Genomic DNA, 13,155 nt, shown 5'->3' with positions numbered 1-13,155 from the left:
AATTATACGAGAACTTCCCGTGCTTTCTGCCTTATGTGGCAATCGCTTCGTTAATTACATCCCACAGCTGCTCGCGACCAAGCCCTGTCTCGGAAGAGAATAGCACGACGGAATCGCGCGGGTCTGCTTCCAGTGTAGTTTTGATCATCTTGATATGCTTGTCCCACTTCGACCGCGGAATCTTGTCGGCTTTGGTCGCAACAATGCAGGTCGGAATCTCGTAATGCTTGAGCCAGTGATACATCAGCACGTCGTCCTTGGACGGCTCGTGACGGATATCGATAACGAGAAGCTGCAGCTTGTGCGGCTCGCGACTCTGCAGATAGGTCTCGATCATCTCGCCGAACTTCTCCCGCTGCGTCTTGGATACTTTCGCATATCCATAGCCCGGAAAGTCCACCAGATAGACCGAGTCATTCACCCGGTAGTAGTTGAGCTGCTGCGTCTTGCCCGGCTGCGAGCTCGTTCTAGCCAAGTTTTTGCGCATGATAAGCTTATTAATCAGGGATGATTTCCCGACGTTGGAACGCCCCGCCAGAGCGATCTCTGGCAAGGCATCCTCCGGATATTGATGCGGACTGACCGCGCTTATAATAAATTGTGCGTCTAGTATTTTCATGAAATGATTGTCCCTGCCCTCTCTTCAGTTGCTGCCGGCAGCAAGGCATGCTTAAGCACATCGTCCATGTGGCTTACCGGCACAAAGTCCAGCTCGCTGCGAATGCTGTCCGGTATATCGCGCAGATCGCGCTCATTGTCTTTGGGCAACAGCACTTTTTTAATACCGGCACGATGTGCTGCGAGCGACTTCTCTTTGAGCCCGCCGATCGGAAGCACTCTTCCCCGCAGCGTAATCTCGCCCGTCATAGCCACTTCCTTGTCGACATGCCGGTTCGTCAGCGCCGAGATCAGCGCTGTCGCCATCGTAATGCCCGCAGATGGTCCGTCTTTCGGAATTGCGCCTTCGGGTATATGAATATGAATATCATTCTTCTCATGGAATTGGGGATCGATGCCGAGCTGCTCCGCTTGGGAACGCGTGAAGCTGAAGGCGGCTTGAGCCGACTCCTTCATCACATCTCCCAGCTTGCCTGTCAGCGTAAGCTTGCCACTGCCGGGCATGACCGTCACTTCGATGACAAGCGTATCGCCGCCCACCTCTGTCCATGCCAGCCCCGTAACTGCGCCAATCTGATTCTCGCTCTCGGCAAGGCCATACCTGAACTTCGGCGGACCGATCCATTCCTTGATCCGCTCTTCATCCACCGTAAGCGCTTCGGCAGAATCCTTGTTTTCATCAGCGACAAAATACTTGGCCGCCTTCCGGCACACCGCCGCAATCTGCTGCTCCAGATTACGCACGCCAGACTCTCTCGTATATTCCCGTATAAGAAGCTGCAGCGCCTCTTCCTTAACTTGAAGCTGCTCCTCGCCAAGACCATGCTCCCGCTTCTGCTTAGGCAGCAAATAGCGTACAGCGATCTGGTGCTTCTCAAGCTCGGTATACCCCGGAATGTAGAGCACCTCCATCCGGTCCAGCAGCGGACGCGGAATGTTATGGAGCGCATTAGCCGTCGTAACGAACATGACGTTCGAGAGATCGAACGGCACCTCGATATAGTGATCGCTGAACGTTCCGTTCTGCTCCGGGTCCAGCACCTCCAGCAGAGCGGAAGAAGGATCGCCGCGGAAGTCGGATGCCATCTTGTCGATCTCATCCAGCAAGAATACCGGGTTAAGACTGCCAGCGGTCTTCATGCCTTGCATGATGCGGCCTGGCATCGCGCCTACGTATGTACGGCGATGACCCCGTATTTCCGCTTCGTCTCTGACGCCGCCCAGCGATATGCGAACGAACTTGCGTCCAAGCGATTTGGCAACGGAACGGGCCAATGAAGTTTTGCCGACGCCGGGAGGACCCACCAGACACAGAATCGGGCCTTTCAGCTTCTTGACCAGCTGCTGCACCGCCAGATACTCCAGCACGCGCTCCTTCGGTTTCTCAAGACCATAATGGTCTTCATTCAAAATTTCTTCTGCCTTCGACAAACTAAGATCGTCTTCCGTTAATTTACTCCACGGCAAAGCAAGTAACCAATCGATATAATTCCGGATGACGCCTCCCTCGGCAGAGGATGGCGGCATCTTCTCCAGACGGTCAATCTCTTTATTAACCTTCTCCATCACAGACTCCGGCACGCCCGCTTCTGCCAGCTGCGCGCGAAGCTCTTCCGCTTCGCCGGCGCGACCTTCCTTGTCGCCAAGCTCCTTCTGGATCGCCTTCATCTGCTCGCGCAAATAATATTCCTTCTGCGTCTTCTCCATCTGCTTCTTGACACGCTGGTTGATCTGGCGCTCCAGTTCAAGCACCTCGCGCTCATTGTTCAGCAGGTCGAGCAGCCGCTCCAGCCTTGCCGCAACGTCGATCGTCTCCAGAATATCCTGCTTATCCTTGATCTTAAGCGACAGATGGCTGGTAATGACATCCGCCAGCCTGCCCGGATCATCGATATCCGATACTGCGGCATACGTCTCCGGCGTTACCTTTTTGGATAAGGAGATATAATGCTCGAATTGGCTCAGCACCGTCCGCATCAAAGCATCCACTTCAGGATCATCGGTCTCCTGCTCGGGGAGCTCCTTCGCCAGTACTTCGTAGTACTGGTCATTCTGCACGTAGCTTTGCACTTCCGCGCGCACGACGCCTTCCACAAGGACGCGTATCGTTCCGTTCGGAAGCTTGAGCATTTGCCGCACTTTCGCAATGGTGCCGATTTTATAGATATCCTCTTCGGTCGGATCTTCAATATTCACTTCCGACTGCGAGCAAAGCAGAATCATATGATCTTCTACCATCGCTCTCTCCAGCGCGCGAACCGATTTGTCCCTGCCCACATCCAGGTGGAGCACCATGCTGGGATACACGAGCAGTCCTCTTAGCGGAAGCAAGGGCAGACGACGACCTTTCGATTTGCCAGGTCCCATACCAGCACCTCCATTCATTAACATCTACCTTATATTATCATTCAGCTGAATCCGCCTGCAAATACGGAACGTTTGTCGAGATAAAAGCATCTGTTCCAAATGGTTTCTCGGACTGCTCTTCTGCCCGTGCCGACTGCGGAAATACGAGGTCGAACACTTCTTCTACCTTGTCAACCGGTATGACCTTCAGGCCGTCCAAATTACCAAAAATCGCCTGCCAGTTCTCTTTTGGAATGACAACCTGCACGGCACCGGCCTGGAATGCGGCTTCCACTTTAGCCAGTACGCCGCCAACAGGCTTCACGTTGCCATGGATGCCAACCTCGCCCGTCATCGCCAGCTTATTGTCGATAGGCACGCCTGTAATAGCGGACGCAATGGCCGTTGCCATGGCAATGCCAGCCGATGGACCATCGATCGGCGTACCGCCTGGGAAGTTAATGTGCAGATCGTAATCCTGCGGACGAAGTCCGATGCGTCTGAGCACGGTCAGCACATTTTCGACGGAACCCTTCGCCATACTTTTCCTGCGCAGCGTGCGCGAGCCGCCGCCAAGCTCTTCTTCATCCACAACGCCTGTAATCGTAAACTGTCCTTTGCCTTTCAGTGCTTCTATGGCGCTTACCTCGATCTCCAGCAGCGTTCCCATATTCGGTCCATATACGGCAAGACCGTTCACGAAGCCGATTTGAGGCTCGCTTGGCACCTTACGGTCCGGACGCGGAGGAATCTGGCTGCTATTGACCACCCATTCGATATCGGACGCCGATATTTGATCGCGCTTCTCCGATAAGGCTACGCCTGCCGCCAATTGAATGACATTGACCGCTTCCCTGCCATTGGTTGCATAGCGCTTAACGACATCAATCGCTTCCGGGCACGGACCAAAGCCGATTTTCTTCACAGCGTTCTCTGCTACCAATGCTATCTCATCGGCAAGCAACGGGCGGAAGAATACTTCCATACAGCGTGACCGTATAGCAGGCGGAATCTCCTGCGGCGAACGTGTTGTCGCCCCGACCAGGCGGAAGTCTGCCGGCAAGCCATTCTGGAAGATATCATGGATATAGAGCGGAATATTCGCGTCTTCCGAATTATAATAAGCGCTCTCCAAAAACACTTTCCGGTCTTCCAGCACTTTTAACAGCTTATTCATCTGAACGGGATGCAATTCGCCTATCTCATCGATGAATAGAATACCCCCATGTGCTTTCGTTACAGCACCTGGCTTCGGCTGGGGAATCCCTGCAACCCCCATCGCTCCCGCACCTTGATAGATAGGATCATGCACCGAACCGATAAGCGGATCGGCAATGCCTCTCTCGTCAAAGCGGGCTGTTGTTGCATCAATCTCCGTAAATTTCGCTTCCGGCAAAAACGGTGAAGAAGGGTTTTTCTTCGCCTCCTCCAGCACGACACGGGCTGCCGCTGTCTTGCCTACGCCAGGGGGTCCATAAATGATGACATGCTGAGGATTGGCGCTGCAAAGCGCTGCCTTAAGCGCCCTGAGGCCATCGCGCTGACCGATGATGTCGCCCATCGTCTGCGGTCTTGTTTTCTCAGCCAGCGGCTTGGTCAGCGATACCGATCTCAGCTTCCTGAGCTTATCCATTTCCTTCTTCGACTCGCGATCCACCGCTGAGCGGTTCGTCTTCTGATTCCGAAGCAAATTCCAGAAATACAGACCAATGACAACCGCAAAAAACACTTGAACCAACATTAATACAAGACTTAAATTCATTTCTCACCCGCTCCTTTCAAGCGCAAACATAAGACGGCGGTTATTGGCGTACTGCGAGATTACTGATGTTCGTCCGTCAACTTTATCCGTATTAAGTCAGTATTGCCTCTTGCCATGCGGAATAATCGCCTTCCGACAACGAAAATAGCATTTTCAATTGTCCCCCTCCTTGTCTCCACAACAAAAAGGCTCGCGCCTTCGGACAACTCACCCTGACCTTTCTTGTCCTTCCGACATATCTTATGAATATCAACAGGAAAAGAGGTGATCCACCTGAGTGAGACAAGAAATGAGGCGCATGCGACAGGCCAAGACGGGAAGTCGGGCAATGACAGCGCCAACGGCACGGCAGGCACAGACGAACAAGCATCTCACACCCAAGAGACAGTAACGGGTAAAGTGGCGCAGGGCGCTCCGGGACACGGAGGCGACGACGAGAATGGAGCGGATGGCGCTAAAGGCAAAGACGATTCGCCCAAATTCGGAGACCAGGATGCGCTTGCCTTCTATGTCGCGGGACTGGACTGGCCTAACGGTTTGGCAAGACTGCTAGACGAAATCATCACATCGCACAAAAACAAAAAGAAGCACAAATCATGAAAGCATCACAATGGACGAGCTTGGGAGGACAAGCATTCAATATCACGTATGCAGACAACCTCGCTCTCCCGATTATTCTTTATCTGCTAATCCAGATGTTGAATGCAAGCAACAAGGAAGCCGACGATTAAATTCGAATCCATCCAATCCGTAGTCGAAACGGTTCTGGAGCAGCAGAAGGAGCATCGAAAAGCTTTGCTGGACGCCATCAAAGCAATCAAGAAATCAAGTCCCGGGTAAAGGCGGTGTCTAACTATGCGCGTCGATGATATCAAAAAGCTTCTAGCAGCCACAATCATAGCTGTTGATCAAATCAAGGTCGTCTTGAATGATCAATATGCAGCCTTGGAGAAGCTGGAAGCCGCCATCGGACAAGCCGAGCTATCCAAAGAGGACTTTCTACTACTCATCGAAAAGCTGAAGCAATTACTGCAGCCTTCCTCCCAGCAGCCACCGGCTTAATGCTAACGGAAGCCAAGTGAAAAAGAGGACTCTGCCCTGTAAAGGGTAAAGTCCTCTTCGTTGTTCAGCGATTAAGCGTGTGCATGGTTCTTGCGGCCAGGGATTTCGCCTGTTTCCTCAAATACGCGCACGATCTCATCAATTTCCTTTTTCAATTCGTTAAGCAGCTCCGCCTCTGGCACTTTCCGAATCATCTCTCCGTAACGGAACAGCATGCCCTCGCCGCGAGCGCCGGCAATGCCGATATCCGCTTCGCGTGCTTCGCCCGGGCCGTTCACCGCGCAGCCAAGCACGGATACTTTGATCGGTACTTTGATCTTGGATATATACTCTTCCACCTCGTTGGCAATCGAGAACAAGTCGATGTCGAGGCGTCCGCAAGTCGGACAAGATACAAGCGTTGCCGCATTTGTAATAAGGCCGAATGTCTTCAGCAGCTCTCTGGCTACCTTCACTTCCTCAACAGGGTCTGCGCTTAAGCTGATACGCACCGTATTGCCGATCCCCATCGCCAGCAGGGCGCCAATACCCGCAGAGCTCTTGATTGTGCCGGTATGAAGCGTACCCGCTTCCGTAATCCCCAGATGGAGCGGATATTTGATTTTCTCAGCCGCCATGCTGTATGCCGCAATTGCCATCGGCACATCGGAAGCTTTAAGCGACACGATAATATCGTGGAAGTCCAGCTCCTCCAGAATGCCGATATGGAACAAGGCGCTCTCTACCATTGCCTCTGGTGTCGGATAACCATACTTCTCCAGCAAATGATTCTCAAGCGAGCCCGCATTGACGCCAATACGGATCGGAATGCCTTTTTCCTTACAGGCTTTAACTACGGCTTCCACTTTCTCACGGCGACCGATGTTGCCCGGATTGATTCTGACTTTATCAATACCATTTTCGATGGCGGCAAGTGCGAGCCTGTAATCGAAATGAATGTCCGCAACTAACGGAATATGAATGCGTTTCTTTATTTCTTTAATGGCATCCGCGGCTTCCTTGTTGTTCACGGTTACGCGTACGATCTGGCAGCCCGCTTCCTCCAGTCGCAAAATCTCCGCGACGGTTGCTTCCACGTCGGCCGTCTTGGTTGTGCACATGCTTTGAATAATAACTTCATTGCTGCCGCCGATCGTCAGATCTCCAACCTTCACCGCAACTGTGTCCTGACGCAAATACATAAGTGATCTCTCCCATCAAACGTATAAGACCCATAAGCCTCGGATGTAAATGCCCATACATGCTTACCGAATTGGAAGATGTATGGAATCATGAATCATTTATATTATCTTACATTAAAACACGAAAGTCCACCCCATGGCCGGGTGCGAACGCACTAAGACCATGGGGTGGACTCGTCATCCTATATCAGAGTTAAGCACTTTCTTCCTTCTTCTTGCCTTTTTTGGCGGAGAGCTCAGGCATGATTTTGTCCTGTACCGATTTCTCGGTAATAAGACAAGTGCTGACATCGTCGCGCGATGGCACTTCATACATGACCTCAAGCATAATGCCCTCGATAATCGCCCGGAGTCCGCGTGCGCCTGTATTGCGCTTGATCGCTTCCTTCGCGATAGCGTCGAGTGCCGCCGGCTCGAAGTCGAGCTTCACATTGTCCATCTCCAGCAGCTTCTGGTACTGCTTCACAAGCGCATTCTTCGGCTCGGACAGAATCCGTACAAGCGCATCCTCGTCAAGCGGCTCCAGAGTGGAGATGACCGGAAGACGTCCTACGAATTCCGGAATGAGACCGAATTTAAGCAGATCTTCCGGCAATACCATGGACAAGTATTCGCCCGGCTTCAGGTCTTTTTGCATTTCGCCGGAGGAATTGAACCCGATCACTTTTTTGCCGATACGACGCTTGATCAGCTGCTCCAGGCCGTCGAATGCGCCGCCGCAGATGAACAGAATGTTCGTCGTGTCGATCTGGATGAACTCTTGGTGCGGGTGCTTGCGGCCGCCTTGCGGCGGTACGGATGCAACCGTGCCCTCCAAGATTTTCAGAAGCGCTTGCTGCACGCCTTCGCCGGATACGTCACGCGTAATGGACGGATTCTCCGACTTGCGGGCTACTTTATCGATTTCGTCGATATAGATAATGCCGCGCTCCGCTTTCTCAACGTCGTAATCCGCGGCTTGAATAAGCTTCAACAGGATGTTCTCGACGTCCTCACCGACATAACCCGCTTCTGTAAGCGAAGTGGCGTCCGCGATTGCGAATGGCACGTTCAAAATTTTTGCCATCGTCTGAGCCAGCAAGGTCTTGCCGGAGCCCGTAGGTCCCAGAAGCAAGATATTGCTCTTCTGAAGCTCGACATCTTCAATTTTGCTGCCGGAATTAATCCGCTTATAGTGGTTGTATACCGCTACAGACAGCGATTTCTTCGCGGATTCCTGACCGATAACATAGGAATCGAGAATAGCTCGAATGTCCTTCGGCTTCGGAATGTCCTTCAGATCGAGCTCTTCTTCATTGCCGAGCTCCTCTTCTACGATCTCTGTACACAGCTCGATGCATTCATCGCATATATATACGCCAGGACCGGCTACCAGCTTGCGCACCTGATCCTGGGATTTTCCGCAGAACGAGCATTTCAATTGGCCTTTCTCGTCATTGAACTTAAACATGCACTCACCCCTTCGTATAGGTCATCGTCAATTATACAAGGCCCGGCGAAGTAATGACCTTGTCGATCAAACCATAGGCCAAGGCTTCATCCGCGCTCATGAAATAGTCGCGATCAGTATCACGGTCAATCTTCTCGTACGGCTGTCCGGTACGATCGACATAGATTTCATTCAGCTTCTGCTTCGTTTTCAGAATCCAGTCAGCATGAATTTTAATATCTGTCGCTTGACCACGCACGCCGCCAAGCGGCTGGTGAATCATTACTTCGGCATTAGGCAGCGCAAAGCGCTTGCCTTTGGCGCCCGCCGTAAGCAGGAGCGAGCCCATACTTGCGGCCATGCCCATGCAGATCGTGGATACATCCGGTTTGATGTATTGCATCGTATCGAATATCGCCATGCCCGACGTTACAGAACCGCCAGGAGAGTTAATGTAGAGATGAATGTCCTTCTCCGGATCGTCGGCCGCCAGGAAAAGCAGCTGGGCGATAACAGAGTTCGCGACGTCATCATCAATCGCGCTTCCAAGAAAAATAATGCGATCCTTCAGCAACCGGGAGTAGATATCATAGGATCGTTCTCCGCGATTCGTCTGTTCAACTACGATCGGTACCAGATTCATGCGACCAACCTCTTTTCGTTTTGGAGTGTATATTGCTCACTCATTGTATCACGTACTTGTTTTCATGTCATTTTTCCGAATACTACAGTATACGGCGACGGTCAATCGATATGTACGCGGATTATCCGCATATGCAAAGCTAAAAACCAATATGTAGGGTAAAAATAAGGCACGTATTATACACGCGCCTTATCTTGGGGTACTTCCTATTCTTCTATACCAGCCAAAGCCGGGGATGTCTTAAGCCGTTTTGCTGTTCTCAAGAAGGAACTGAATCGTTTTGCGAAGCAGGATATCTTCTTCCAGGTTGCTGATGTTGCCGTTCTTCTCGAAGATGTCGCGCAGCTCTTCAGCAGGACGGTTGTATTGCGTGGACAGCTTCTCCAGCTCTTCCGTCAGATCAGCATCAGTCGCCTCGAAGCCTTCAGCTTTCGCGATTGCTTCCAGCACCAGGTTGTTGCGAACGCGCTTCTCAGCATCGGAACGCATTTGGCCGCGAAGCACTTCTTCGCTTTGACCGGAGAACTGGTAGTACAGATCAAGGTTCATGCCTTGCATACGCAGGCGGTTTTCGAAATCCTTCACCATGTAATCTGTTTCAGTGTCGATCATCGATTCAGGAATTTCCACTTCAGCCGCTGCAGTCGCTTTGTCCACGACAGCTACTTCGCGAGCTTGCTCCGCTTCTTTTTCCTTATTCACTTTCAACTTGCTTACAAGATCTTGCTTGAACTCTTCAAGCGTATCGAATTCGCTGACGTCTTTTGCGAACTCATCGTCAAGTGCCGGCAAGGATTTGCGTTTCAGCTCATGCAGCTTTACTTTGAAGATCGCTTGCTTGCCTGCCAGGTGCTCAGCGTGGTAGCTCTCTGGGAACGTTACTTCAACGTCCTTGAAGTCGCCAAGCTCCATGCCCACTACTTGCTCTTCGAAGCCTGGGATGAAGGATGCGGAACCCAGCTCAAGGGAGTAGCGCTCGCTGAAGCCGCCTTCGAATTGCTCGCCGTCTACATAGCCGTCGAAGTCGATAACGGAGATGTCGCCGTTTTGAGCAGGACCTTCCTCTACAACTGTCAGCTCGGCATGACGTCCTTGCAGACGCTCCAGCTCAGCCGCGATTTCTTCTTCCGTCACTTCCGCTTGAACCGCTTCAACTTCAAGACCTTTGTACTCGCCAAGCTGAACTTCAGGCTTAACGGTTACTTTAGCGTTGAATTTGAAGGATTGGCCCTTCGCGAATTGCGTTACGTCAATCTCAGGACGGTCAACCGGCTCAAGATTGTTTTCTTTCACAACAGCTGTGTACACTTCAGGCAGCAGGATGTCGATTGCGTCCTGATACAAGCTTTCTACGCCGAAACGGGATTCAAAAATGCCCCGTGGCACTTTGCCTTTGCGGAAGCCAGGTACGTTAACCTTTGCTACCACTTTCTTAAAGGCTTGGTCGAGTGCGACCGTTACTTTCTCAGCGTCTACCTCGACGTCGATCGAGACGAGGTTCTTGTCTATTTTTTCCCAAGTTGCTTTCATTTTATGCCTTCCCCTCCAAAAATGCGCATGCATCACAAGTTTTCACGTTACATAAACCATTCCATTATAAACAAGATGGACAAGCTTTTCAAGGCTAGCCTTCATCGCCGCCAGTTTGGAGCAGCATGGCCACTCCGCGAAGCGTTCTGCACGCCTGCTCGTAGCGGAATCTGAGGCTATCCGTAATCCCATATGTATCGCGTATATCGTCGTCATTCGCCGAACCGTAGACCGTCAAGTTAAGTGTCAAGTGCAGCGCTGCCGCGTAGCAATCGACAGTCTCATCATTGTCGTGCAGCATCCATCTGTATGCGGATGTGCCATACAAATATTCCAGACTTTCCTTCCACAGCTCTCTGGCAAAATGAGGCAGCGTCGGATCATCCGTCTCGGCGATCGTCGCCGTTCGATCCAGAATGCGCCCGATAGGCTGCGGGAATTCATCCAACGTTAGCGGCGTCGCTTCGATCTCCAGCTCTGCGTGCTCGTCCAGCCGCTCAAGCGTCAGCGTACCCGATACTCCGCGCTTGCGCAAGCATTGCAGAGCTTTGAATTGCAGGAGCGGATGAATCGTCTCGCTTCGCAGCCATTCCAATATCGTCTCGGTTACTTGACTGTCATCTATGTATGCCGCTCTCTCCAGCGCGAGCATTTGCTGATCCATCATGGGATGATGCTGCATAATATACATCACTTGATGGATGTAAGCTTCGTCTTGAACGGGCGGCTTCAGCAATTGCTCCCGGAGCGTAGCTTCTTCATTCTCGGCATCGTCCGTCTCGAGGCCAGCGCCTCTTTGCGTATCGTCGGGGAATGCCATCTCCAGCCAGCCAAGCAGACTGTCCCATTCCTCGTAATGCCGCTTCTCCTGACCTTGGCACTGCAGAAGAAAGGTTAACAGCTCTTTGGCTTCGCCATATTGCTCCGCCTCCAGCATTCGGGTCAACTGAATTTGATATTGATCCAGCATGCTGGGAAATAAATAAACATTGTCTTTACCCTCTGTATGAGGGTCTTGAGGAGTTGTAATGATAACACCGCCTTCGAGTAACTCCCGTCTTGCTTAAGGAATCAGCCTGTAATCTTGGGTACGATTATAACACGCCGAGTCGCAAGAAAAAAATGCCGAAGTTTTTTTGAGAATATCTAAAAAATGGCTTGCAATACCTCTACGTCGCATGCTATATTATTACTCACGCGTCCCAGTAGCTCAGTCGGATAGAGCACTCGCCTTCTAAGCGAGTTGTCGGGGGTTCGAATCCCTCCTGGGACGCCATAGCATCGCATATACAGCTGCTCGTTGAAGCCGATATCCGGCTTTGGGAGCGGCTTTTTTGTTGTTTGGCGATGCGTTTTGTTATACGGATGCATGCGTGTTGTGTGTATTTGTGTACACATTTTTTTATATACTTGTAAGCATGTGATTGTTTGCTCATGCTGTAAGCCGATTTTCTCGGCTTGCAGACTGCTTTCAGCTCGGCTTGGGCGCTGTAAGCCGATTTTCTCAGCTTGCAGACTGCTTCCAGCCGGGCTTGGGCGCTGTAAGCCGATTTTCTCGGCTTGCAGACTGCTTTCAGCCGGGCTTGGGATGCTGTAGGCTTCTGCCGCTTGCATGACTCGTATCCTACATACCCAGTTTTCGTTCGTCCGAAACGGAAACGAAAAAGCTCCCCGCGCGAATCTTGCGGGGAAGCTCGAATAAATCCGGTCACTATATAATGCTGCTAGAAATTTCAATCGAAAACCGGCCTCATCCACATCACACTGTCAGCTGCCCATTGATGAAACTCCCCTCCAAAACAGCTGCATACTACCAAAGCTCCACCGCACCGCCTATATAACCACAGGCACGCCCATATCGTTCACCTGGACGAATTACAAGCTAGTTACAAAGACCTGCGCACGATTAAGGCTAGTTTGCCGGAGAGACAGACATACACACTACATCTACTCACCATCCGTGCAGTTGCTCTACCTTCTCTTCGTGCTACTCGCCAAGCGCAAACTTGCGCAGTTGCTCTACCTTCGCCTCTGTCAGCTCGCCGCTGTTGTCGAAGATCAGGATGCTGCTCTCAGGGATGTCCCAGTTGATCGCAGGCACAAAATCAACCCGCTTCTGGAAATCGCCCCAATTCTCCAGCTTCCACGTATCGCGCTCCGTTCCTCTAGCGACGATCCGGCTATGCTGCAATTCCATATCCTGCAGCGTAACGACAATGACCTTCACATCTACCTGCTCTTTCGTCAGCTTCGCTGCTGCAAGTACGTCTTCGATCCACTCACGGTTTTTCAGCTCTGCTGTAAACGGGGAGATCATAAAGACGTTTTGGCCCGCAGCTAAGTTCTCGATACAAACATCCTTAGCCGTGTCGTATTCCAGATCACGCAGGTTTTTCTTATAGAAATCAGAATCGCGGTCCTTCGGGTCCAGCCCCTTCATCTCCAGGATCGCTTCCACAAATCGCCCGCCAATCGTATCCCGGTCGAGAAACGCTGCCGGAATAAACTCGCTCAGCTTAAGCGCCACCGTCGTTTTTCCTGTTCCTGCTACTCCTACAAAAAACACCAGTTTTTGCATCCTGTA

Annotated in this window: 13 protein-coding genes and 1 tRNA gene; 5 read left to right on the top strand and 9 right to left on the bottom strand. The window is 51.6% G+C overall.

What is annotated here, in order from left to right; all coding sequences use genetic code 11:
• Nucleotides 1–31: 31 nt before the first annotated feature.
• Genes yihA through lonB form a run of 3 tightly spaced genes read right to left on the bottom strand, consistent with a single transcriptional unit; the run spans nt 32 to nt 4,726 of the window.
• The gene (gene yihA / locus AC0YNW_RS00675; protein WP_387472766.1) at nt 32–619 is read right to left on the bottom strand and encodes a ribosome biogenesis GTP-binding protein YihA/YsxC; all 588 of its coding nucleotides are present in this window, start codon (nt 617–619) and stop codon (nt 32–34) included.
• Nucleotides 616–2,985 (bottom strand): endopeptidase La, encoded by a 2,370-nt coding sequence (gene lon / locus AC0YNW_RS00670; RefSeq protein WP_475830370.1) that lies wholly within the window; start codon nt 2,983–2,985, stop codon nt 616–618. Before lon ends, yihA begins: the two co-directional genes overlap by 4 nt.
• Before the next feature lie 37 nt (nt 2,986–3,022).
• Nucleotides 3,023–4,726 (bottom strand): ATP-dependent protease LonB, encoded by a 1,704-nt coding sequence (gene lonB / locus AC0YNW_RS00665; protein ID WP_387472770.1) that lies wholly within the window; start codon nt 4,724–4,726, stop codon nt 3,023–3,025.
• A 264-nt stretch (nt 4,727–4,990) separates the two neighbouring features.
• Between lonB and AC0YNW_RS00660 the strand changes: the two genes are divergently transcribed.
• From AC0YNW_RS00660 to AC0YNW_RS00645, 4 genes are read left to right on the top strand one after another with little or no spacing between them, the layout of a single operon-like run.
• The gene (locus AC0YNW_RS00660) at nt 4,991–5,326 is read left to right on the top strand and encodes a hypothetical protein (RefSeq protein ID WP_475830369.1); all 336 of its coding nucleotides are present in this window, start codon (nt 4,991–4,993) and stop codon (nt 5,324–5,326) included.
• Nucleotides 5,323–5,457, top strand: coding sequence for a hypothetical protein (locus tag AC0YNW_RS00655; protein ID WP_475830368.1), 135 nt, complete (start codon nt 5,323–5,325; stop codon nt 5,455–5,457). The genes AC0YNW_RS00660 and AC0YNW_RS00655 overlap by 4 nt, the downstream gene beginning before the upstream one ends.
• Nucleotides 5,429–5,566 carry a hypothetical protein gene (locus tag AC0YNW_RS00650; protein WP_475830367.1) on the top strand — a complete coding sequence of 46 codons (138 nt, stop codon included), beginning with the start codon at nt 5,429–5,431 and terminating at the stop codon, nt 5,564–5,566. Before AC0YNW_RS00655 ends, AC0YNW_RS00650 begins: the two co-directional genes overlap by 29 nt.
• Before the next feature lie 15 nt (nt 5,567–5,581).
• A complete protein-coding gene (locus AC0YNW_RS00645) occupies nt 5,582–5,788 on the top strand; it encodes a hypothetical protein (protein WP_387472778.1) in 207 nt (68 codons plus the stop codon).
• A 71-nt stretch (nt 5,789–5,859) separates the two neighbouring features.
• On the opposite strand, the gene ispG is transcribed toward AC0YNW_RS00645, so the two are convergent.
• The 5 genes from ispG to AC0YNW_RS00620 form a co-directional block, all read right to left on the bottom strand.
• Complete coding sequence (ispG, locus tag AC0YNW_RS00640; protein ID WP_387472781.1) at nt 5,860–6,969, bottom strand: flavodoxin-dependent (E)-4-hydroxy-3-methylbut-2-enyl-diphosphate synthase; 1,110 nt, start codon at nt 6,967–6,969, stop codon at nt 5,860–5,862.
• A 193-nt stretch (nt 6,970–7,162) separates the two neighbouring features.
• Complete coding sequence (gene clpX / locus AC0YNW_RS00635) at nt 7,163–8,419, bottom strand: ATP-dependent protease ATP-binding subunit ClpX (RefSeq protein ID WP_119798596.1); 1,257 nt, start codon at nt 8,417–8,419, stop codon at nt 7,163–7,165.
• Between the two features lie 31 nt (nt 8,420–8,450).
• Nucleotides 8,451–9,041 (bottom strand): ATP-dependent Clp endopeptidase proteolytic subunit ClpP, encoded by a 591-nt coding sequence (clpP, locus tag AC0YNW_RS00630; protein ID WP_387472784.1) that lies wholly within the window; start codon nt 9,039–9,041, stop codon nt 8,451–8,453.
• Between the two features lie 240 nt (nt 9,042–9,281).
• The gene (tig, locus tag AC0YNW_RS00625; protein ID WP_475830366.1) at nt 9,282–10,571 is read right to left on the bottom strand and encodes a trigger factor; all 1,290 of its coding nucleotides are present in this window, start codon (nt 10,569–10,571) and stop codon (nt 9,282–9,284) included.
• 94 nt (nt 10,572–10,665) lie between these two features.
• A complete protein-coding gene (locus AC0YNW_RS00620; RefSeq protein WP_387472788.1) occupies nt 10,666–11,541 on the bottom strand; it encodes a hypothetical protein in 876 nt (291 codons plus the stop codon).
• A 229-nt stretch (nt 11,542–11,770) separates the two neighbouring features.
• On the opposite strand from AC0YNW_RS00620, the gene AC0YNW_RS00615 reads away from it, so the two are divergent.
• Nucleotides 11,771–11,847 (top strand) — tRNA-Arg (locus tag AC0YNW_RS00615).
• A gap of 711 nt (nt 11,848–12,558) precedes the next feature.
• On the opposite strand, the gene AC0YNW_RS00610 is transcribed toward AC0YNW_RS00615, so the two are convergent.
• Nucleotides 12,559–13,149: a P-loop nucleotide/nucleoside kinase family protein gene (locus AC0YNW_RS00610; protein ID WP_475830365.1), complete on the bottom strand. Its 591-nt coding sequence runs from the start codon at nt 13,147–13,149 to the stop codon at nt 12,559–12,561.
• Nucleotides 13,150–13,155: the final 6 nt, after the last annotated feature.

This window comes from Paenibacillus sp. J31R120, from assembly GCF_056269225.1.
Note: the sequence above shows the minus strand (reverse complement) of the source record. Positions and strands in the feature narration are given on the sequence as shown.